This is a genomic window from Pseudomonas sp. NBRC 111124, assembly GCF_001320245.1.
Lineage (GTDB): Bacteria > Pseudomonadota > Gammaproteobacteria > Pseudomonadales > Pseudomonadaceae > Aquipseudomonas.
Genome location: NZ_BCBA01000004.1, coordinates 155,234 through 175,668, shown reverse-complemented (window position 1 = coordinate 175,668; position 20,435 = coordinate 155,234). Strand labels below are relative to the sequence as shown.

The window sequence follows — 20,435 nt, the reverse complement described above, 5'->3', positions numbered from 1 at the left end:
TATCGCATGAACGCTTCTGTCGCCATGCTGGTGTGGCGCATGAACGAAGACCAAGGTAAGGAGTAACGCCATGAACATCATCAATGCCCGCCTGCGTGGCAAGACCGGCCTGTTTCGCATCGAGCTGGACGGCGAACGCATCGCCGCCATCACGGCTCAGGCCGACGTGGCCGCGCTGGCCAGCCCGCATGACCTGGACGCCCAGCAGAACCTGGTAGTGGCGCCCTTCGTCGAACCGCACATCCACCTCGATGCCACCCTCACGGCGGGCGAGCCGAAGTGGAACATGAGCGGCACCTTGTTCGAAGGCATCGAACGCTGGGCCGAGCGCAAGGAAATCACCACCCACGACGACATCAAGACCCGCGCCAAGAAAACCATCGGCATGCTGGTCGACCACGGCATCCAGCACGTGCGCACCCATGTCGACGTCACCGACCCCAAGCTCACTGCGCTCAAGGCCATGGTCGAGGTGCGCGAGGAAGTCCGCCATCTGGTCGACCTGCAGATCGTGGCTTTCCCCCAAGAGGGCATCGAATCCTACGCCAATGGCCGGGCGCTGATGACCGAAGCGGTGGCCATGGGCGCCGATGTTGTCGGCGGCATTCCGCATTTCGAGAACACCCGCGACCAGGGCGTGACGTCAATCAAGTTCCTGATGGACCTGGCCGAGCGCACCGGCTGCCTGGTGGACGTGCATTGCGACGAAACCGACGACCCGCAGTCGCGCTTCCTTGAAGTGCTGGCCGAAGAGGCGCGGGTGCGTGGCATGGGCGCGCGGGTCACGGCCAGCCACACGGTGGCCATGGGCTCCTACGACAACGCCTACTGCTACAAGCTGTTCCGCCTGCTGAAGATGTCGGGCATCAACTTCGTCTCGTGCCCCACCGAAAGCATCCACCTGCAAGGCCGCTACGACGGTTACCCCAAGCGCCGCGGGCTAACCCGCGTGGCCGAAATCGACCGAGCCGGGATGAACGTGTGCTTCGGCCAGGATTCGATCGTCGACCCGTGGTACCCGCTGGGCAACGGCAACATCCTGCGCATTCTCGAAGCCGGCCTGCACATCTGCCACATGCTCGGCTACGAAGACTTGCAACGCAGCCTGGACCTGATCACCGACAACAGCGCCCGCACCCTCAACCTCGGCGAGCGCTATGGCATCGAGGTCGGCCGGCCGGCCAACTTGCTGCTGCTGTCGGCGCCGGATGATTACGAGATGGTCCGCAGCCAGGGCCATGCGCTGGTGTCGGTGCGCAACGGCAAAGTGCTGATGCGCCGTACGCCGGCGCAGGTCGAACGCTTTACCTGACAACGCAGTAAATGCCCGCGCACCAGGCGCTGTACGTCTGATGATCGACTCGACCGCATTACGCGCAGATAATGGAGGGCAATCACAAAGGCCGTGTCATGCTGACCATCTCCAACAACGTGCATCTGCCGGATGCCGAAATCGAACTGAGCTACATCCGCGCGCAAGGTGCCGGCGGGCAGAATGTCAACAAGGTGTCCAGCGCCGTGCACCTGCGTTTCGACATTCGCGCCTCGTCGCTGCCTGAGTTCTACAAGGAGCGGCTGCTGGCACTGCGCGACAGTCGCATTACCGGCGACGGCGTGCTGATCATCAAGGCGCAGCAGTACCGCACCCAGGAGCAGAACCGCGCAGACGCCCTGGCGCGTCTTGCCGAATTGATCATCACTGCCGGCAAGACCGAGAAGAAGCGCCGCCCCACCAAGCCGACCCTCGGCTCCAAGACCCGCCGCCTCGACGGAAAAGCCAGGCGCAGCACCGTCAAGGCGGGCCGGGGCAAGGTGGACTTCTAGGCTCACCAGGCCTTTCGGCAGCGCCCTCAGGCTCACCTAAGTTTTCATCCGTAACCTGCGCTGCAGAAACCCTGACGGGACTGTAGGAGGTACACCGGATGAAGACTGCCAGCAGCGGTTGGCTCAACAAGGTACCGGAAGTGACGCTGTCCTTCTGGATCATCAAGATCATGTCTACCACGGTCGGCGAGACCTTCGCCGACTTTCTCGCCGTCGACGTCGGCTGGGGCCTTGCCATCACCAGTGCGGTGATGGCCGTGCTGCTGGCCGGTGCGTTGACCCTGCAGATGCGCAAGCGCAACTGCGAACCCTGGATCTATTGGCTGTGTGTGGTGCTGGTGAGCATCCTGGGCACGCAGATCACCGACATCCTCACCGATGAACTGGACATCAGCCTGTACGCCAGCACGGCGTTCTTCTCGGTGCTGCTGGTGATCAATTTCGCAGTCTGGTACGCGGTCGAACGCAACCTGTCCATTCGCGAAATCGTCAGCACCCGGCGTGAAGGCTTCTACTGGGCCACCGTCCTGTGCACCTTCGCCCTGGGCACGGCCGGCGGGGACCTGGCGACTGAGGCGCTGGGGCTTGGCTTCAGTGTCGGCTGCGTCATCTTCGCCGCGCTGATCGGCATTTGCCTGCTCGCCTGGAGCCTGGGCGCGAGCACCGTGCTGGTGTTCTGGGTGGCCTACATCCTCACCCGTCCGCTCGGCGCCTCGCTGGGTGACCTGCTGACCCAATCCCATGAGTACGGTGGCCTCGGTATGGGGGCGACCTGGACCAGTGCGATCTTCCTTTGCGTCATTTTCATCCTGGTCTGCGTGGCCCAGTTTGCTGCCGGCCAATCCAAACGACTTGCCCCTTGATAGCGAGGTAGTACCGATGATTTCCAACGTTCTGCTCAAATCGCTGGCCGTCGCCTGTGTCGCCAGCGCACTGCTGATCACCCAAGGCTGTTCCAAGCCGGATGAGCCAGCCCAGCCTGCGGGCATCCATGCCCCGACCAAGCTGGGCGACCTCAGCGCATTTCGCACCATTGCCGTGGATGTCGCCGCCAAGGTGGATGCCCAGGACCTGCCGGGCGCCAAGGCGCGCATCAAGGACCTGGAGAAGACCTGGGACGACGCCGAGGCCGGCATCAAGCCGCGTGCTGCCAGCGACTGGCATGTGCTGGACAAGGCGATCGACCATGCGCTGGATGCGCTGCGGGCCAGCCAGCCGCAACAGGGCGAATGCAAGGCGGCCATGACCGACCTGCTGAAAGCCTTCGACGCCCTGCAGGGGCAGGGCTGAAGCGAGGCGGGGGGATACGCTTTCGGTCCCCGGCCGCTCGGGCTATTGTTGCCGCTACAGGTTCACTTCGGGGAAGGCCATGCGGGTGCTACTGGTCGAGGATGACAGCATGATCGCCCAGGCGTTGCAGGACGCGCTGGGCGCGCAGGGGTATGCGGTGGATTGGGTCGCTGACGGTCTGGCGGCCGAGGCAGCCCTGCGTACCCAGCCCTACGACCAGGTACTGCTAGACCTGGGGTTGCCTGGGCAGGACGGCCTGCAGGTGCTGCAAAAACTGCGTGCAGCCGACAACCCGGTGCCGCTGCTGATCATCACCGCACGCTCGGGGCTCGATGACCGGGTGTGCGGGCTGGATGGCGGGGCGGACGACTTTCTGCAAAAGCCTTTCGAGATGGCCGAGCTGCTGGCCCGGATGCGCGCGGTCATGCGCCGCAAGGGCGGGCGCGCGGCGCCGGAACTGGGCAATGGAACGCTGAGCCTGGACCCAGTCAGCAAATGCGCGCGCGTTCTCGACCAGCCGCCTGTGCAGCTTTCCAACCGCGAGTTCGCTTTGCTTCAGGCCCTGCTGGTGCGCCCCGGGGCCATCCTTTCGCGCAGCGAACTGGAAGACCGGATCTACGGCTGGGGCAACGAGGTTGAAAGCAACGCCGTGGAGTTCATCATCCATGCGCTGCGGCGCAAGCTGGGCAAGGACGTGATCCGCAATATCAGGGGGCTGGGATGGATGGTCTCAAAACACGCCTGAGGCAGTCGCTGCAACTGCGCTTGTCGGTGGCGCTGTCCGTCGCGATCCTGCTGGTGGCGACCGTAAGTGGGGCCTTCAGCTACTTCTCAGCCTACGATGAAACGCTCGAGCTGCAAGACAACAGCCTGCACCAGGTTGCCGCCTTGTACATGCGCCAGGGCCTGGCGTTCCGCTATCCTGGCACCGCGCACGCGGCGGACGCGGACGATGAAGAGACCCGCATCGTCATCCAGTACCTGGCCGATGGCCAGTCCGTCAGCCACGCCGATGACAGCCAGCTGCCACTGCCGATTCCGGGTTCGGTGGCTGATGGCTTGTCGACGGTGGTGGTGGGCAACGAGCCTTTTCGTGTGTTGGTCAGGACTGACGCGTCCGGCAAGCGCTTTGCCGTGGCGCAGGAAATTCACAGCCGCAACCGCGATGCGCGCAACAGCGCCTGGCGTGCGTTGATGCCCTTTGCAATCCTCTTTCCCATCCTGCTGCTGGTGGTGGCCAACCTGATCCGCGAGCTGTTCAGGCCGGTCTCGACCTTGGCGGCGATGCTGGATACCCGCGACGATCAGGACCTGCGGCCGCTCGACGTGCACCCGTTGGCCACTGAAATACGTCCCTTCGTCCAGGCGATAAACCGGTTGCTCGGGCGTGTTTCGCGCACCCTTGAAGGCCAGAAGCGCTTTGTCGCCGATGCGGCCCATGAACTGCGCACCCCGCTGACTGCGTTGTCGCTGCAGGCGGAGGGGCTTGAACAGGAAGCCATGTCGGCGCGTGCTCAACTGCAAGTGGCCAAGCTGCGCCGTGGTATCGGCCGGAGCCGCAAGCTGATCGAGCAGCTGCTGGCATTGGCCAACGCACAACTGGCCGAGGCGGCGCCAGGCTCGGTGTCACTGCATGAAACCTGCCGCCTGGTGCTGGAGGACCTGATGCCGCTTGCGGAGCAGAAGCAGCTCGACATCGGCCTGGAAGGTGACGATGCGCAGCTGCCGATGCAGGAAGTCGAATTGCGAACCGTGATCAAGAACCTGGTCGAGAACGCCATCCGCCATGCGCCTGAGGGTGGGCATGTCGAGCTGCAAGTAGAGCAGAACGCCGAATGGATTGTGCTGAATGTCCATGATGATGGCCCAGGTGTTCCTCCGCAAGATTGGGAGCGTGTGTTCGATCCCTTCTACCGGGGCAGTGAGCACGTCGGGGAAGGTTCCGGCCTGGGGCTGTCGATCGTGCGTACCATGGTCCAGCGCGCTGGCGGGGAGGTGACGGTGGGTTACACCGATGAGGCCAGGCAGTTGGGCTGGCGTGTTTGCTTGCGCTGGCGGATGGCTGTCGACTGAGCCCCCCAAAATGACCAGCAAGCATATCAATCCAACAGCTGCGCCAGCACTTGGCTGGCGGCAGCTCCTTGATCAAGCGGCTGGATCACTCAGGTCGTCGGGATCGATCATCTTCCCGCATTGTTCACTGGCCAGCCGGCTGATGATCCGGATCGCCTGGTGGATACCTGCGGTGTTGCGAAAGCTCAGGTGAGGGTTGTGTTCGCACTCCAGCACCTCATCATGCTGGACCAGGGCTTCGCCAAGCAGTTCGAGGGTCCAGGCGTAGCTCTGGATGGTGGATAAGCGTTCCTGGTCAGTCATGGGGCACCTGCCTTGGTTTGGAGGTGCGGTGAGCCAAGTGGCAGATTGGGTGAAAGCGATGAGGTTTGAGAGCCGGCGCTGGGCGGCGGCGGAGAACGGATGCGAGGATCCTGAACGGATTTCTGATGGTCATGCATGAGTTCCTTTCGTTATGGAACTGCCACCGCTCGCGGCCAAGCGAGTTTGGGTGGCAGCAGTACGCGGGTTGGCCGACCGGGACGAAAGGAGCCCGGCACACCCGAAGGTGTCCCGCGCACCACCGCCATAACGCGACATCGCGGGCACAAAAAAAGCGCCTGCGATGAAGACTGGGCGCTGCTGCGCCTTTCGATTCCGACCGGCCAAGGTCGCATCGCCGATGCTTCGGCGACTTGGGCAATTTAGCCCCATGAGGCTGCTTTCGCAAGCGCCTGCGTTATTGGGGCCACCAAGCCGGCTCTGGTTGAAAGCGCGCAGGCTTAGCTTGCTGCGCACTCCATAAGCCAGTCGATCAATACCTGTAACCTTCTGGGCATCGGGTCGTGATGGGGATAGACCAGGTAGTACCCGTAGCTGGAAGCATCCACAAAGTCGCCGAACGGCAGCACCAGCTCACCATGCGCAATACGCTCCCTGACCAGTTGCTCACGGCCAATGGCAATGCCGGCGTGATTCAGCGCAGCGAGCGTGCAAAGGTCTGAACGATCGAATGTGAGGAACCGGCGCGGCGGTTTGATGACGGCACCTGTGCTGTTGGCCCAGAGCTGCCATTCTGCATCGAATGCGGCGTTGTCCCAGGCCGCAACGTCATGCAATGCGGTGCACTGATCCACCGGGTGCGGGTCGCCTGCCAATACATGGGTTTCTGCGTAATAGGGCGAGCACACCGGGGCGATCCGCTCATTCATCAAGTGGATGCTCTGCAATCCGGGATGGTGGCCATCCGAGTAGCACAGGACCAAGTCGATCTTGCGCGTGCGGTAATCGATGCTCTCGTTACCGACCCGAATATCCAGCTGTATATCCGGGTAGCGGGCGCTGAACTGTGCCAGCCGCGGCACCAGCCAGCACTGTGCTACGGACGGGCGTACATACAAGGTCAGCTGGCCGGCGATCTCGGCGTGGGCGCGCGTCTGCACGGCCTCGCCGAGTTCATCCATGGTCCGCTGCATGACGGTGAACAGACGCTCGCCGTCTTCGGTGAGGCTGACCTTGCGCGGCATGCGATGAAACAGCTTGAACCCCAGCTCATCTTCCAGACGGTTAATGCGATGGCTCACGGCACTTCCCGTCAGGCACAGCTCATCGGCTGCGCGCGAAAAGCTCAGGTGCCGTGCGGCCACCAGAAACACATGCAGGCTGCCCAAGTGCGAGCCGTTGAGTTTCACGGGGGTACCGCTGCCGGGCCTGTTCATTGAAGGCTTCGTCCTTTCGCCAGGTAGGCATTGAACTCATCGTCCGGCACCATGCTGCCACCCGTTCCCCAGACCAGGTGGGTAGCTTGCTGCAGCTGGGCCGGGGTGTAGCCCAGGCGCGCCAGATAGTCGCTGGCCTGCAGCACCCGCGCCATGCCGGGTACGCCGGCCAAGGCAGAGGGTTCCAGCTTGACCTTGTCCTGTTCAAAGGCGATCACCATCAGACGGTACAGTTCTTCGTCGGTCACGGTGTAGTAGCCATCGATCAGCCGCTGCATGGCTTTGCCGACGAACCCGGACGGTCGTCCGACCGCCAGGCCGTCGGCGGCGGTGATGTTGTCGATGCCGAAGTCCTGCACGCTGGTTTCGTCGTGCAGGCCGGTGTACACCCCCAGCAGCATGCAGGGCGAGTGGGTGGGCTCGGCGAACACGCAGTGCACGGCATCGCCGAAGACCAGTTTCAAGCCGAAGGCGACGCCGCCCGGACCGCCGCCAACACCGCAGGGCAGGTAGACGAACAAGGGGTGATCGGCGTCCACCTGGATGCCGGCCTGGTCGAATTGTCGAGCCAGGCGCTCGGCGGCGACGGCATAGCCCAGAAACAGTTGCGGGGAGTTCTCGTCGTCAACGAAATAGCAGCTGGGATCGGACGCTGCCTGCTGGCGGCCTTGCTCGACGGCAACGCTATAGTCCGAGGCGTGTTCAACCACCGTTACGCCGTTAGCGCGCAGCTTGTCCTTTTTCCACTGCCTAGCGTCGGATGACATGTGCACGCTCACCTGGAAGCCCAGCTTCGCGCTCATGATGCCGATCGACAAACCCAGGTTGCCGGTCGAACCCACGGCGATCTTGTACTGGCTGAAGAACGCGCGCGCCTGCTCGCTGGCGAGCAGGGCATAGTCATCGGCAGGCGTGATCAGGCCGGCTGCCAAGGCCAGGTCCTCAGCGTGCTTGAGCACTTCGTGGATGCCGCCACGGGCCTTGATCGAGCCTGAAATGGGCAGGTCACTGTCTGCCTTGAGCCACAGGCTACCCACGTTCTGCAGTGATCCTTCTTCGACGAGCAGTTGGCGAAGCTGCGGCAGCGGGGCGATGTGCGACTCGATAACCCCGCCAGTCGCTGCCGTTTCGGGGAATACGGTGGCGAGGTAGGGCGCGAACCTCTGCAGCCGCTCGCTGGTGGCCTGCACATCGGCAGCGGTCAGGCCCACGTCGCTCAACGCATCTGACGCCTTGGCAATGCCAGGATTGAACCAGCTGGTTTCTTTCAGGGCGACCAGGTCGGCGATGATCGGGTGGCTCTGTTGCCAGGCTTGCAAGGTTTTTCCGTGAACCATGATTTCACCCGCTTCTTGTTGGTTTCCAACCATTAGATCTCAGCGATTTGATCAGCTCAAACGATCCCTTCTCAAGGCACAGGTGAACGCATGTCATCCATGGCATTGAGGAGGCACAGACGAGGTGACGGCTCGGGAGGTCGAGCAGAGGGGGGGAGGGTCTATGCACCGATAGCGGCCTGGTGGCCGCTGGTGTTATCCGGGCGGGCCACTGCAGCGGATCTTCGCTGTAGCAGCCCGCCTTGTCAGCGAAGGGATTTTCGCTGGGGAGGGTCGTGGATCACTTGATCAGCGGCACGCCACTGAGCTTCTGCAGTTCGTCGAAGTCGATGTCCGCGCAGATCTCGACCACTTTCAGGCCATCGGCGGTCACTTCCAGCACGGCCAGGTCGGTGTAGATACGGCTGACGCAACCGATGCCGGTCAGCGGGTAGGTGCACTCGGGAACCAGCTTGCTTTCGCCGGACTTGGTCAGGTGGTCCATCATTACGAACACCTGGCGGGCGCCGGTGGCCAGGTCCATCGCGCCGCCCACGGCGGGGATCGAACCTTCGGCGCCGGTGTGCCAGTTGGCCAGGTCGCCTTTGACCGAGACCTGGAAGGCGCCCAGTACGGCGATGTCCAGGTGGCCGCCACGCATCATCGAGAACGAGTCGGCATGGTGGAAGAAGGCACCGCCGGTGAGCAGGGTCACGTGCTGCTTGCCAGCGTTGATCAGGTCATCGTCTTCCTCGCCTGGCGCCGGGCTCGGGCCCATGCCCAGCAGGCCGTTCTCGCTGTGCAGGAACACTTCCTTGTCGCCCAGGTAGTTGGCCACCAGGGTCGGGGCGCCGATGCCCAGGTTGACGTAGGCGCCTTCCTGGATGTCTGCGGCCACGCGCTGGGCCATCTCGGTGCGGGAGAGCTTTTTGGTGATGGTCATGGCAGGCCTCAGACAGCGTTGGCGATCGAAGAAGCGGCGGCGCCGGAAACGGCGACCACGCGCTGGACGAAAATACCCGGGGTGATGATGTGTTCCGGGTCCAGTTCACCGAGTTCGACGATCTGGTCGACCTGGGCGATGGCGGTCTTGGCGGCCATGGCCATGATCGGGCCGAAGTTGCGCGCGGCCTTGCGGTAGACCAGGTTGCCCCAACGGTCACCCTTGTGCGCCTTGATCAGTGCGAAGTCGGCGTGCAGCGGCATTTCCAGCACGTATTGGCGGCCGTCGATCTCGCGGGTTTCCTTGCCTTCGGCCAGCAGGGTGCCGTAGCCGGTCGGCGAGAAGAACGCACCGATGCCTGAACCTGCGGCGCGGATGCGCTCGGCCAGGTTGCCTTGCGGGACCACTTCCAGCTCGATCTTGCCGGCGCGGTACAGTTCGTCGAACACGTAGGAGTCGGATTGGCGGGGGAAGGAGCAGATTACCTTGCGCACGCTGCCGGCCATCAGCAGAGCGGCCAGGCCGATCTCGCCGTTGCCGGCGTTGTTGCTGATGATGGTCAGGTCGCGGGCACCGGTGGCGATCAGCCCATCGATGAGCTCCGATGGCATGCCGGCAGTGCCGAAGCCGCCGACCATGATGGTCGAACCGTCGGTAATCCCTTCCACCGCGCTGGCGATGGACTCAAACGTTTTATTGATCACAGCGAGCTCCTGGTTCTTCCTGGAGTTGAATTGTCGACCTGGCCGCGTACTGACGCGGTGGGGCCATTCAGCGCTTGGCGTGGTGTGCTGACTTGCCTATAGCGTGCCGCAATACCGTGCAACAGTAGAGGGGGCGGAGAGGAATTTGTGCGATTACCGAACTATTGTGCGATTTCTGAGCGGCCCGGATGATGTGCGTTCAGGCGGATGCAAACGACGGTCGTTCCGCGAACCACGCGACCGCCAAGGCCTTGAACGCTTCAGCCGAAGGCGTCAGCGGATAGCGCTGATCATGGGCCAGCACGATGCTGTGGGTTGGCAGTTTCTCCTCGGTCGGCCGGCACACCAGCGCCTGGCCGTCGTAACTGCGGTCACCAAAGGGCCGGGTGTAGATCAGTGCCACACCGAACCCATTGGCGACCAGGCTGCGTTGCAACTCAAAGGTGCGCACACGGTGCACGACGGCGGGCGAAAGGTCGTAAAAGCTGAACAGGTCCAGCACGTGCTGCCAGCTTTGCGCTTGATCGGTAACGACCAGGGTGTATTCGGCCAGCGCCTTGAGGCTGACACGCGGCTCCTTGGCCAGCGGGTGATCGGCCGCCAGCAGTACCTGGGCAGTCAGTTGGCACAGCTGAGTGCATTGCGTGTTCGGCGGTAACCCCAGGTCATACGTGATCGCCAACTCGATCGCGCCTTCGGCAAGCCGTTTGCCAACAAAATCGAAGCTGCCATCGCGCATGTCGACCGTGACCCTCGGGCAAGACGCCTGCAGCTGTCGCACGATCTGTGGCAGGCAATAGGGCGCCAGGTCTTCAAAACACCCGACCACCAGTTCCCCGACGCACTCGCCTGCGTTGGCATTGATCTCGGCAAAGGTCTGAGCCTCGGCCAGCACGCGGCGGGCCTGGACCATGACGGTACGGCCGAATGGCGTCAGCGAGATGCCCAGGCCTCGCTGGCGTATGAAGATCGACTGCCCGAGCACCTCCTCCAGCTCGGTGATGGCCGCCGAGATGGAGGGTTGTGAAACATGCAGCTCCATGGCGGCAGCCGTCAGGTTGCCGTGCTTGGCCGCTGTGAGTGCATAGCGCAGTTGCCGCAGGGTGAACTTCATAGCTTTTTCCGTTGTGATGCATCAGGACTTATTATTTCTTCCTTTCTTGAGGTTGTGAAATATTTCTCCCGTGCACATGTTCTTGTTCGGGAGCGTCACAATGACAATTACAAAAGCTCTGCTTGCCACAACACTTTCTTTCGGGCTGCTGGCGTCTGCGGGCGCCAGCCAGGCGGCCGGGTGGTGCGAGTCTGGCAAAACGGTGAAGTTCGCCGGTTTGAACTGGGAAAGCGGGATGCTGCTCACCGACGTGATGCAGTTCGTGCTGAAAAATGGCTATGGCTGCGACACCGATAGCTTGCCGGGCAACTCCATCTCCATGGAGAACGCCTTGAGCAGCAACGATATCCAGGTGTTTGCCGAAGAGTGGGTGGGGCGCAGCGAGGTCTGGAACAAGGCTGCGGCGGCCGGCAAGGTCGTTGGCGTCGGCTCGCCGGTCGATGGCGCGGTCGAAGGCTGGTACGTGCCGCGTTATGTGATCGAAGGCGATGCCAAACGCAAACTCGAAGCCAAGGCACCGAACCTGAAGACGATCGCCGACCTTGGGCAATACGCCCAAGTCTTCAAGGACCCGGAAGAACCGGACAAGGGGCGCTTCTACAATTGCCCGGCCGGCTGGACCTGCGAGCTGGACAACAGCGAGATGCTCAAGCGCTACGGTCTGGAGAGCCGCTATACCAACTTCCGCCCGGGCACCGGCCCGGCACTGGATGCCGCCGTCTTGTCGAGCTACAAGCGTGGCGAACCGATCCTGTTCTACTACTGGTCGCCAACGCCGCTGATGGGCCAGGCCGACCTGGTCAAGCTGGAGGAGCCCGGCGTGGATAAATCCCTGACCATTCAGGTGGGGCTGTCCAAGGCCTTCCACGAGCAGGCGCCGGAGCTGGTGGCGGTGCTGGAAAAGGTCAACCTGCCGATCGATCTGCTGAACCAGAACCTGGCGCGCATGAGCAAGGAGCGTATCGAGTCGCCGGAACTGGCCAGGTTGTTCCTCAAGGAGCACCCCGAGGTCTGGCACAACTGGGTCAGCGAAGACGCAGCCAAGAAAGTCGACGCGGCACTCTGATCCTGCGCGCGCGTCCGGCGCCTGCCGGGCAAGCCACACGACCGTCCGCTCCATGCACTTGCTCGAGACAATTCCATGTTTCCCAAAAACCTCACGTTCTCCATTGCCGATTGGGTCAATGGCTGGGTCGATGCGCTGGTCAGCAACTACGGTGATGTGTTCCGGCACATCTCTGACACCCTGCTGTGGGCCATCGTCAATCTTGAAGGCCTGCTGCGCGCAGCTCCCTGGTGGCTGATGCTGGCCATCGTCGCCGGTATCGCCTGGCACGCCACCCGCAAGGTCGCGACCACAGCCGTGATCGTCGGCTTGCTGTTCCTGGTGGGTGCGGCTGGCCTCTGGGACAAGCTGATGCAGACCCTGGCACTGATGCTGGTCGCCACGTTGATATCGGTGCTGGTCGGCATCCCGCTGGGGATCCTCTCGGCGCGCAACGACCGCCTGCGGGCGGTGCTGATGCCGCTGCTCGACATCATGCAGACCATGCCCAGCTTCGTGTACCTGATCCCGGTACTGATGCTGTTCGGCCTGGGCAAGGTGCCGGCGATCTTCGCCACCGTCATCTACGCCGCGCCGCCGCTGATCCGGCTGACCGACCTGGGCATTCGCCAGGTGGATGGCGAGGTCATGGAGGCGATCAATGCCTTTGGTGCCAACCGCCTGCAGCAACTGTTCGGCGTGCAGTTGCCACTGGCATTGCCGAGCATCATGGCCGGGATCAACCAGACCACCATGATGGCCCTGTCGATGGTGGTCATCGCCTCGATGATCGGCGCCCGTGGCCTGGGTGAAGACGTGCTGGTCGGCATCCAGACCTTGAATGTGGGGCGCGGCCTCGAAGCGGGCCTGGCCATTGTGATCCTGGCGGTCGTGATCGACCGCATTACTCAGGCCTATGGCCGGCCACGGCATGGGGTGGGCAAATGAGCGCCAAGCAGATGATGAACAAGATCGAAGTCAAGAACGTGTTCAAGATCTTCGGGGCCCGCGCCGAAGAGGCCCTGAAACTGATCCGCCAGAACAGGGCCAAGGACCAGGTGCTGGCCGAAACCGGCTGCGTGGTCGGGGTCAACGACCTTTCGTTGTCCATCGGCAGCGGTGAGATTTTCGTGATCATGGGGCTGTCGGGCTCGGGCAAGTCGACCCTGGTGCGCCACTTCAACCGCCTGATCGATCCGACCAGCGGCCAGATCCTGGTCGATGGCGAAGACATCCTGCAATACGACATGGACGCCCTGCGCGAATTCCGCCGGCACAAGATCAGCATGGTATTCCAGAGCTTCGGCCTGTTGCCGCACCGCACCGTGCTGGACAACGTCGCCTATGGCCTGAAAGTCCGCGGCGAGAGCAAGGCCCTGTGCACCGAGCGTGCCTTGCACTGGATCAATACCGTGGGCCTCAAGGGTTACGAGAAATCCTACCCGCACCAGTTGTCGGGCGGCATGCGCCAGCGCGTCGGCCTGGCCCGTGCCTTGGCGGCCGATACCGACATCATCCTGATGGACGAAGCCTTCAGTGCACTCGATCCGCTGATCCGCGCTGAAATGCAGGACCAGTTGCTGGAGCTGCAAAAGACCCTGCACAAGACCATCGTTTTCATCACCCACGACCTGGACGAAGCGGTGCGTATCGGCAACCGAATTGCCATTCTCAAGGACGGTCGCCTGATCCAGGTCGGCACACCGAAGGAAATCCTCTACCAGCCTGCGGACGAATACGTCGATCGTTTCGTGCAGCGCCGCGTAGCTTCGCTATAAGGAACCGCGTGTATGTCGATAGCCAAAACAATCATCATCGCCGATGCGCCCATTCGCTGGCAGGACGTGGTGGCCGTGGCGCGCCATGGGGCGAAGCTTGAGCTGGCCCCATCGGCCTGGGCGCGGATCGACAACGCCCAGGCGATTGTCCAGTGCATCGTTGCCAGCGGTGAACGCGCCTATGGCGTCAACACCGGGCTGGGCGCCTTGTGCAATGTCTCGCTGCAGGACGAACAGCTTAGTCAGCTATCGCGCAACACCTTGCTCAGCCATGCCTGCGGCGTGGGTGCAGCCCTGTCGGACGAACAGACCCGGGCGATCATGTGCGCAGCGATCGTCAATTTCAGCCAGGGCCGATCCGGCCTTCAGCGCAAGGTGGTCGAAACGCTGCTGACCTTGCTCAACCAGCACATCACCCCGCAGGTGCCGAAGCAGGGGTCGGTCGGGTACCTGACCCACATGGCACACATCAGCATCAGCTTGCTGGGCGTTGGCCAGGTCAGCCATCGCGGCCAGATCGTGCCGGCCAGGCAAGCCTTGGCCGAGGTTGGCCTGGCGCCGATCAGGCTGGGGGCCAAGGATGGCCTGTGCCTGGTCAACGGTACCCCATGCATGACCGGCCTGAGCTGCCTGGCCCTGGACGACGCCACGCGCTTGAGCCAATGGGCGGACGTGATCGGCGCCATGAGCTTCGAGGCCCTGCGTGGCCAGCTCGATGCCTTCGACCCTGAAATCATCGCGCTGAAACCGCACCCCGGCATGCAGCGCGTGGGTAGCAACCTGCGCCGCCTGCTCGACGGCAGCGAAGTCATTGCCAACAGCCATGGCATCCGCACCCAGGATGCTTTGAGCATTCGCTCGATTCCGCAGGTGCATGGCGCCGCGCGCGATCAATTGGCACATGCGGCGCGGCAAATCGAAACCGAGCTCAACTCGACGACCGACAACCCGATGCTGCTGGGTACACCCGAGTCGTACCGGGTGGTTTCCCAGGCGAACCCGCACGGCCAGTCCGTGGCCATGGCGGCCGACTTGCTGGCCATCGCGGTGGCCGAGATCGGGGCGATTGCCGAGCGCCGTCTCGATCGCCTGATCAACCCGTTGGTCAGCGGCTTGCCGGCCTTTCTGGTCAGCCAGCCGGGGGTGAACTCGGGGATGATGATCGTCCAGTATGTGGCCGCTTCGCTGTGTGCGGAAAACCGTCAGCTGGCACAGCCGGCAGTGATCGACAACTACGTCACCTCCGGGCTGCAGGAGGACCACTTGAGCATGGGCACCAATGCCGGGCTGAAGCTGCACCGCGCCTTGGAGAACTGTACGCAGATCCTCGCCATCGAGTACCTGTTGGCGGCCCAGGCATTCGAGTTCCTGAAGGAACAGCGCTTTGGCGCAGGGACGGATGTTGCCTGGCGCTTGCTGCGCGAACGGGTGCCGGCGTATGCGCAGGACCGGTGGCTGGCCCCGGATATCGTCAGCAGTGCAGCGATCCTGAAGGAACCGGGGGTGCTGGATGCTGCCTTCCCCGGGTTGCTGTGACGTGGGCTGTCATGCGTGCTCAACAGCGTTGCTAAACAGCTTGACGGCCTCTACGACCTGGCGCGCTCCGCTTTGAATGTCTTCGATTACCTGTCCCGCTTGGCCTACCATTTCGACGCCGAGGCCGGCTTTACCCAGACTTTTCTGCATGCCCTGGACAGCGACTTGGGAGAGATCATGGTTTCGCTTTACCACATCCTTGATCTCCGTTGTCGCTTGAGCGGTACGCACTGCCAACTTGCGCACCTCGTCTGCTACAACGGAAAACCCCCTGCCGTGCTCTCCCGCTCGGGCCGCTTCAATCGCTGCATTCAGGGCCAATAAGTTGGTTTGCTCGGCAACCTCGCGTATCGTTTGAATGATGCGGTTGATGGCTTCGGATTGCCTGCTGACTGCTTGAATCTGCTCCGCGGCTTGTGAAAGCTCATCGGCAATTTCTTGAACCGTGGCGATGGTTTGACGAACGATAATTGCGCCGTTGTGAGCGTTGCGGTCGGTTTTGTGGGCAATTTCATAAGCCAGCGCGGCAGCCGCTGATTCAGCGTGTTGATGGTTGACTTGAGGTGTGATGTCGCGGGCAAACTTGATGATTTTGTAAAGCCTGTTCTCGGTATCAAAGACGGGGTTGTAAGTAGCGCTCAGCCAGACGGTATTCCCGTGCCGGTCAACTCGGTGGAAGCGGCCAGAGAAAAACTCTCCTGCGTTCAGCCGTGTCCAGAATTGGTGGTATTCAGCCGAGCCCGCTTCCTGCGGCGTGCAAAACAGTCGGTGATGCTTGCCTTGGATGTCTTTTAATTCATAGTTGAATGTGCGCAAAAAGTTTTGATTGGCTTCAATGAGGTGCCCGTTCAGGTCGAACGAGACGATGGCCATTGCGCGATCGATGGCGTCTATTACGCTACGCTGCTCTTGCTCGATTTTTACTCGGCCTGTAACAACGGTGGCGAGCATCAGGATCTGTTCAACTACGCCATCTGAACGGAAAATCGGATTGTAGCTCGCTTCCATCCATACTTTTGTTTCCGCTTTACTACGGAGCGCAAACCGATCGCGAACATGCTCACCCCTGCGTAACGTTGTCCAGAGGTCGCTGCTCAGGCCTGCAGGGGTGTCATCCTTGGGGGCAAGTAGGTTGTGATGCTTTCCAATCAGTTCGTCTTGACGGTAATCCAGCGCATTCAGAAAGTTCTGGTTGGCGCTGAGGATGATACCGTTCGGTGTCAGTACCATCATCAGGTTGGACAGATCGATGGCGCGCGCCCTTGCCTCCGTATACCTTAGCGCCGATGAGGCATGTTCAAGTTCGAGCTTTAATCGTGTATTAAACATAAGCTATCCTAATGTTGCTTTGATTATGGGCTCGGTGCTTCTGTGCCATCGATGTCGCGGCTAAGGCCAACTAACAGGGGGGAGGGCCTCAATCGCTGGCTTTGCAAAAAGATAACCTTGAAATAAGTTGACGCCAATGTCTTGCAGTGTTGTCAATTCTTCAGCGGTCTCTACGCCTTCGGCGATGACCTCGATGCCGAGCGCCTTGGCTATCGTTACGATCCCATGGGTGATCACTCTTTTGGCTTTGCTGTGCTGAATCCCGCGGATGAGGTCCATGTCGATTTTTATGATGTCGGGCTGAAAATCGGCAAGTAAGTTGAGGCCTGAATAGCCGGCGCCGAAATCATCGATAGCCGTTTTAAAACCCTGCTTCTTGTAAGAACTCAGAATGGTCTTGATATGAGATTTGTCAGTGATGCTCTCGCCTTCAGTGACTTCGAATATGATTCTGTCAATCGGGAAACCGAATTGCTCGGCGGCCTCCAGTGTGGTTCGTATGCAGGCTTCTGCTTGATAGACCGCGTTGGGTAAAAAATTGATACTCAAAAAATTTTGAACACTGGCCTTTGCTGCTAATTCAACGGACTTGACACGGCATGCCTGGTCGAAGCTGTATCTATTCGTTTCATTGACTTTCTCCAGAATGGATTGCGCACCCGCTCCGTCTTTGCCACGAACCAGAGATTCATAAGCGAATACGGTGTTGTCGAATGTATTGACAATCGGTTGAAAGGCCATTGTGAAGTCGACATCAAAGCCTTGATTGTCCTTGCAGTTGCGGCAGCCGTAGGGCCGCTGAGCCATGACCGGTATGAGTTGTATAGACAAGCTGGCACCTCGTGTGGGGCGGTGGTATGGCTCCGTGCCGATGTCTTGGAGGTGCGTACACGCTCCCCGAGGTGCAGTATTGCCCCAATACTTGTACAAAGAAAGCTGTTTGTACAATTATCTGCGATGATTTAGGTGTCGTATAAGCCATATCAGGAGCCGAAATAGCCATTTGCAGGTATTCGGGGCTTCTGTGGCCCAGTCTGTACAGCCTTAGAGGCGTTGCAGCGACGCCATTGGCCTGTACAACTGGGCGTTCAACCGGGCCCGGAACCTTATCTTGCAGCGCCGGACCGTGGCCTGAAGCCTCAGAAATGCTTGCTGACACCGGCGACCACGGTGGCGCTGCAGACATCGTCGAAGCCATAGCTGCTGGCACATTCGGCCTGCGACAGGTTGGTGTCCATGTAGCTGAGCCGCCAGGTGAGCCCGAGGAAGTCGCGGCTGAGCCTGGCTTCCCATTCACGGTACGCGTCGCGCGCCTGGCCGCTCTGTGACCAGTAGCTCGGGTCCTTGAAGTCAACGCGCCCGTAGCGCAGCTCCAGGCCGACCTCCAGCGGCAGCACCGTGTGGTAGCCCACGAAGGTATAGAGGCTGTCCTGATCCTTGCCGTACTGAGTGTTGGAATCGTTGGAGTAGTAGGCCGCCAGCTTGAAGCCGTGCACATCGAGAACGGCGTAGAGCTCGGACAGGTTGTATTGGCTCTGCTTGGGGTAGCTGTACCGGAGATAACCCAGGTCCAGGTTCACCTGCTCAGTCATCTGCCAGGCCCAGCCAGCGTAATAGTCGACTTCCTGGCGGGTTTTGCTGCCAAAGCCGAAATCGACGTTCGAGGTCCAGGCGCCGAGGTACAGGCCGCTGGCGTGACTGAGCATGACATCGGCCTGCAGCGCCGGGTCGCCCTGGGTTTGCGAGATGCCGCGGCTGCGGTAGTCACTGACTGCGGCCAGGTCGATGTCGACCGCGAAGTCATTGTTGATCGGCACGGCGAGGGCGGCGGGGGCAAGCGCGAGCGCGGCGCAGCCGAGTGCACACACGGCTGCCAGGGTAGCGTGTTTCATGGGTATCCCTATCTTGTGTTGTGGTTGTTGTGGCAGATAGAAGAAGCGGCATGCCCGGGGGCATGCCGGGAGGATCGCGTTACTTGGCGTAGACCTCGCGGCCACCGAAGTAGGTGGCCAGCACTTGGGTTTCGCCCAGTTGCTGATCGTTCACCGCAAGCACATCGCGGTCGAGGATGACGAAGTCGGCCTGCTTGCCCGGGCTCAGCGAGCCGATCTGCTGCTCCAGCCCCAGCGCCCTGGCGGCATTGGCGGTGTAGGCATACAGCATGGTCTGGCGGTCGAGGCGCTCATCGGCATTGAGCACGCCTAGCTCGCCTTTGCGCGTTGACGCCTGGGCGATGGCCAGCCAGGGGCTTGGCGAGGACACCGGCCAGTCGCTGGCGCCAGCGATGGTCGCGCCATTTTTCTGCAGCGAATGGGCCGGGTACTGGTAGCGGAACGCCACCGCATCGACGTAGGGCTTGACCATGTCGACGGTGTAGTCGTCGCCAGCAGCCCACAGCAGCTGCATCGAGGCAATCACGTCGAGGGCCTTGAAGCGGGCGAAGTCCTGGGGATTGACCAGCTGCAGGTGGGTGATCGAGTGGTGGATGCCGCTGTTGCCGACCTTGCGCGCCTGCTCGACGCCATTGAGCGCTTCACGCACCGCACGGTCGCCGATGGCGTGGATGTGCACCAGCCAGCCACGCTGGTCGGCGGCGCTGACCAGCTCGCCGAAATGTTGCGGGTCGATCAGCAGTTCACCCGGTTTGTGCGTGTTGTGGTACGGCTTGAGCAGGGCGGCCGACTGCGCGGGGTACTCCAGCACGCCGTCGGCAAACACCTTGATGCCCGGCAAGGTCAGGTTCGGCACGCCGGCGAACTGCTTGCGCACGTTGTCGATGGTCTGCAGGTCGGCGGGGGTGCTTTGCGGGTTCACCACCAGCAGCGCGGCGACGTGCGCATTCAGCCCGCCTTGCTCGGCAAGGGCTTTGTAGGCGGGCAGCACGCCCACGGTGTGGTCGGTGGGTTTGATGGCGAAAATCGCCTCGCCCGGCATGCTGTTGGCGGCCGGGTCCATCCAGGCGGTGATACCCAGGCTGTTGTTGAACTGCACGGCGGCCTGTGCGCCCTTGAGCAGGGCAGCGGCATTGGCCTTGGGCAGTACGCTGGCGACCCGGTCCCAGCCGGCGTCGACCAAAAAGCCGCTGGGCTGGCCATCGTCGAAGCTGCCGATGGTGTCTTTTTCCTGCGTGCTCAGGGTGGCCAGCAACGCTTTGTCGATACCGGCGCGTTTGAGCATGGCCTGGTTGGCCCAGGCGGTGTGATAGTCCTCGCCGATGAACACGATGGGCGTGGTGGCCCACTCGCCCTGGCTGAAGCGCTCATTCAGAGCCTTGGCCTGGGCCCAGTAGTTCGAGCTGACACCGAGCACCTGCAGCACATCGCCGTTGCGCGCGCGGCCGTCGTCGCGCCAGGCGCGCAGGCGGGTTTCGAACTCATCCAGTGGCACCGCCTCGCCGCCCATGTCGGCGCCACTGAGTTGCAGGCCGCCGAATATGGCGTGGGAGTGGGTATCGATCAGGCCCGGCGTGACCCGTTTGCCTTGCAGGTCGATCACCTGGGTTTTCGAGTCAGCGCGTGCCCGCGCCTGGGTGTCGGACCCCACGGCAACGATCTTGCCGCCTTCGATGGCAATGGCTTGCACCTGTGGATTGTTGCGGTCGGCGGTGAAGATCTTGCCGTTGACCAGCACCAGGTCGGCGGCGGCCAGTACTTGCCCCGAGGAAAAAGCCACGGCCAGCGCCAGCAAGCCAGGGAGACATCTCGACATGTGTAGCCTCTTGTATTTATGGGTGTAACGCGAGCCTAACCAGCGCGGGCTTGGCATAGAATCGCCAGAACGTTAAAA

General features: G+C 61.8%; 19 protein-coding genes and 2 pseudogenes. 10 read left to right on the top strand and 11 right to left on the bottom strand.

All coding sequences use genetic code 11. From position 1 onward, the window contains the following. Positions 1-70 precede the first annotated feature (70 nt). From codA to APH28_RS02680, 6 genes are all read left to right on the top strand, one after another. The gene (gene codA / locus APH28_RS02705) at positions 71-1,312 is read left to right on the top strand and encodes a cytosine deaminase (protein WP_060507503.1); all 1,242 of its coding nucleotides are present in this window, start codon (positions 71-73) and stop codon (positions 1,310-1,312) included. A gap of 98 nt (positions 1,313-1,410) precedes the next feature. Then, positions 1,411-1,824, top strand: coding sequence for an alternative ribosome rescue aminoacyl-tRNA hydrolase ArfB (gene arfB / locus APH28_RS02700; protein WP_060507502.1), 414 nt, complete (start codon positions 1,411-1,413; stop codon positions 1,822-1,824). A 98-nt stretch (positions 1,825-1,922) separates the two neighbouring features. Continuing rightward, positions 1,923-2,687, top strand: coding sequence for a hypothetical protein (locus APH28_RS02695; RefSeq protein WP_060507501.1), 765 nt, complete (start codon positions 1,923-1,925; stop codon positions 2,685-2,687). Between the two features lie 16 nt (positions 2,688-2,703). Then, on the top strand, positions 2,704-3,114 hold the full coding sequence (locus tag APH28_RS02690) for a hypothetical protein (RefSeq protein ID WP_060507500.1): 411 nt from the start codon (positions 2,704-2,706) through the stop codon (positions 3,112-3,114). A gap of 79 nt (positions 3,115-3,193) precedes the next feature. Continuing rightward, on the top strand, positions 3,194-3,859 hold the full coding sequence (locus APH28_RS02685; protein ID WP_060507499.1) for a response regulator: 666 nt from the start codon (positions 3,194-3,196) through the stop codon (positions 3,857-3,859). After that, positions 3,835-5,187: a HAMP domain-containing sensor histidine kinase gene (locus APH28_RS02680; RefSeq protein WP_060507498.1), complete on the top strand. Its 1,353-nt coding sequence runs from the start codon at positions 3,835-3,837 to the stop codon at positions 5,185-5,187. The genes APH28_RS02685 and APH28_RS02680 overlap by 25 nt, the downstream gene beginning before the upstream one ends. Positions 5,188-5,259: 72 nt before the next feature. Here APH28_RS02680 and APH28_RS02675 read toward each other — a convergent pair whose 3' ends face one another. The 6 genes from APH28_RS02675 to APH28_RS02650 all read right to left on the bottom strand — a co-directional run bounded on the left by APH28_RS02675 (position 5,260) and on the right by APH28_RS02650 (position 10,961). Next, positions 5,260-5,490: a hypothetical protein gene (locus APH28_RS02675; RefSeq protein WP_060507497.1), complete on the bottom strand. Its 231-nt coding sequence runs from the start codon at positions 5,488-5,490 to the stop codon at positions 5,260-5,262. 458 nt (positions 5,491-5,948) lie between these two features. Then, the gene (gene dsdC / locus APH28_RS02670) at positions 5,949-6,884 is read right to left on the bottom strand and encodes a DNA-binding transcriptional regulator DsdC (RefSeq protein WP_060507496.1); all 936 of its coding nucleotides are present in this window, start codon (positions 6,882-6,884) and stop codon (positions 5,949-5,951) included. After that, positions 6,881-8,221 (bottom strand): D-serine ammonia-lyase, encoded by a 1,341-nt coding sequence (locus APH28_RS02665; RefSeq protein WP_060507518.1) that lies wholly within the window; start codon positions 8,219-8,221, stop codon positions 6,881-6,883. Before APH28_RS02665 ends, dsdC begins: the two co-directional genes overlap by 4 nt. Positions 8,222-8,501: 280 nt before the next feature. Further along, positions 8,502-9,143: a 3-oxoacid CoA-transferase subunit B gene (locus APH28_RS02660; protein WP_060507495.1), complete on the bottom strand. Its 642-nt coding sequence runs from the start codon at positions 9,141-9,143 to the stop codon at positions 8,502-8,504. 8 nt (positions 9,144-9,151) lie between these two features. Further along, positions 9,152-9,847, bottom strand: coding sequence for a 3-oxoacid CoA-transferase subunit A (locus APH28_RS02655; protein ID WP_060507494.1), 696 nt, complete (start codon positions 9,845-9,847; stop codon positions 9,152-9,154). A gap of 199 nt (positions 9,848-10,046) precedes the next feature. Continuing rightward, a complete protein-coding gene (locus APH28_RS02650; protein WP_060507493.1) occupies positions 10,047-10,961 on the bottom strand; it encodes a LysR family transcriptional regulator in 915 nt (304 codons plus the stop codon). A 100-nt stretch (positions 10,962-11,061) separates the two neighbouring features. Between APH28_RS02650 and APH28_RS02645 the strand changes: the two genes are divergently transcribed. The 4 genes from APH28_RS02645 (at position 11,062) to hutH (ending at position 15,320) form a co-directional block, all read left to right on the top strand. Continuing rightward, complete coding sequence (locus APH28_RS02645) at positions 11,062-12,027, top strand: ABC transporter substrate-binding protein (protein WP_060507492.1); 966 nt, start codon at positions 11,062-11,064, stop codon at positions 12,025-12,027. Positions 12,028-12,102: 75 nt separating this feature from the next. Beyond that, positions 12,103-12,954 (top strand): proline/glycine betaine ABC transporter permease, encoded by an 852-nt coding sequence (locus APH28_RS02640; protein ID WP_060507491.1) that lies wholly within the window; start codon positions 12,103-12,105, stop codon positions 12,952-12,954. After that, positions 12,951-13,784, top strand: coding sequence for a glycine betaine/L-proline ABC transporter ATP-binding protein (locus APH28_RS02635; RefSeq protein WP_082432246.1), 834 nt, complete (start codon positions 12,951-12,953; stop codon positions 13,782-13,784). Before APH28_RS02640 ends, APH28_RS02635 begins: the two co-directional genes overlap by 4 nt. Positions 13,785-13,796: 12 nt before the next feature. Next, entirely contained in the window at positions 13,797-15,320 is a 1,524-nt protein-coding gene (hutH, locus tag APH28_RS02630) for a histidine ammonia-lyase (RefSeq protein WP_060507490.1), read from the top strand. 9 nt (positions 15,321-15,329) lie between these two features. On the opposite strand, the pseudogene APH28_RS29400 reads toward hutH, so the two are convergent. The 5 genes and pseudogenes from APH28_RS29400 to APH28_RS02610 all read right to left on the bottom strand — a co-directional run. Then, a pseudogene (locus APH28_RS29400) lies at positions 15,330-15,767 on the bottom strand (methyl-accepting chemotaxis protein); the annotation flags it as partial. Between the two features lie 111 nt (positions 15,768-15,878). Continuing rightward, positions 15,879-16,649: pseudogene (locus APH28_RS29395) on the bottom strand (PAS domain-containing protein); the annotation flags it as partial. A gap of 60 nt (positions 16,650-16,709) precedes the next feature. Next, positions 16,710-17,456, bottom strand: a complete 747-nt coding sequence (locus APH28_RS02620) for an EAL domain-containing protein (RefSeq protein ID WP_060507488.1) — start codon at positions 17,454-17,456, stop codon at positions 16,710-16,712. A 332-nt stretch (positions 17,457-17,788) separates the two neighbouring features. Then, positions 17,789-18,541, bottom strand: coding sequence for a TorF family putative porin (locus APH28_RS02615; protein ID WP_060507487.1), 753 nt, complete (start codon positions 18,539-18,541; stop codon positions 17,789-17,791). Between the two features lie 79 nt (positions 18,542-18,620). Further along, complete coding sequence (locus tag APH28_RS02610; RefSeq protein ID WP_060507486.1) at positions 18,621-20,357, bottom strand: amidohydrolase; 1,737 nt, start codon at positions 20,355-20,357, stop codon at positions 18,621-18,623. Positions 20,358-20,435 lie beyond the last annotated feature (78 nt).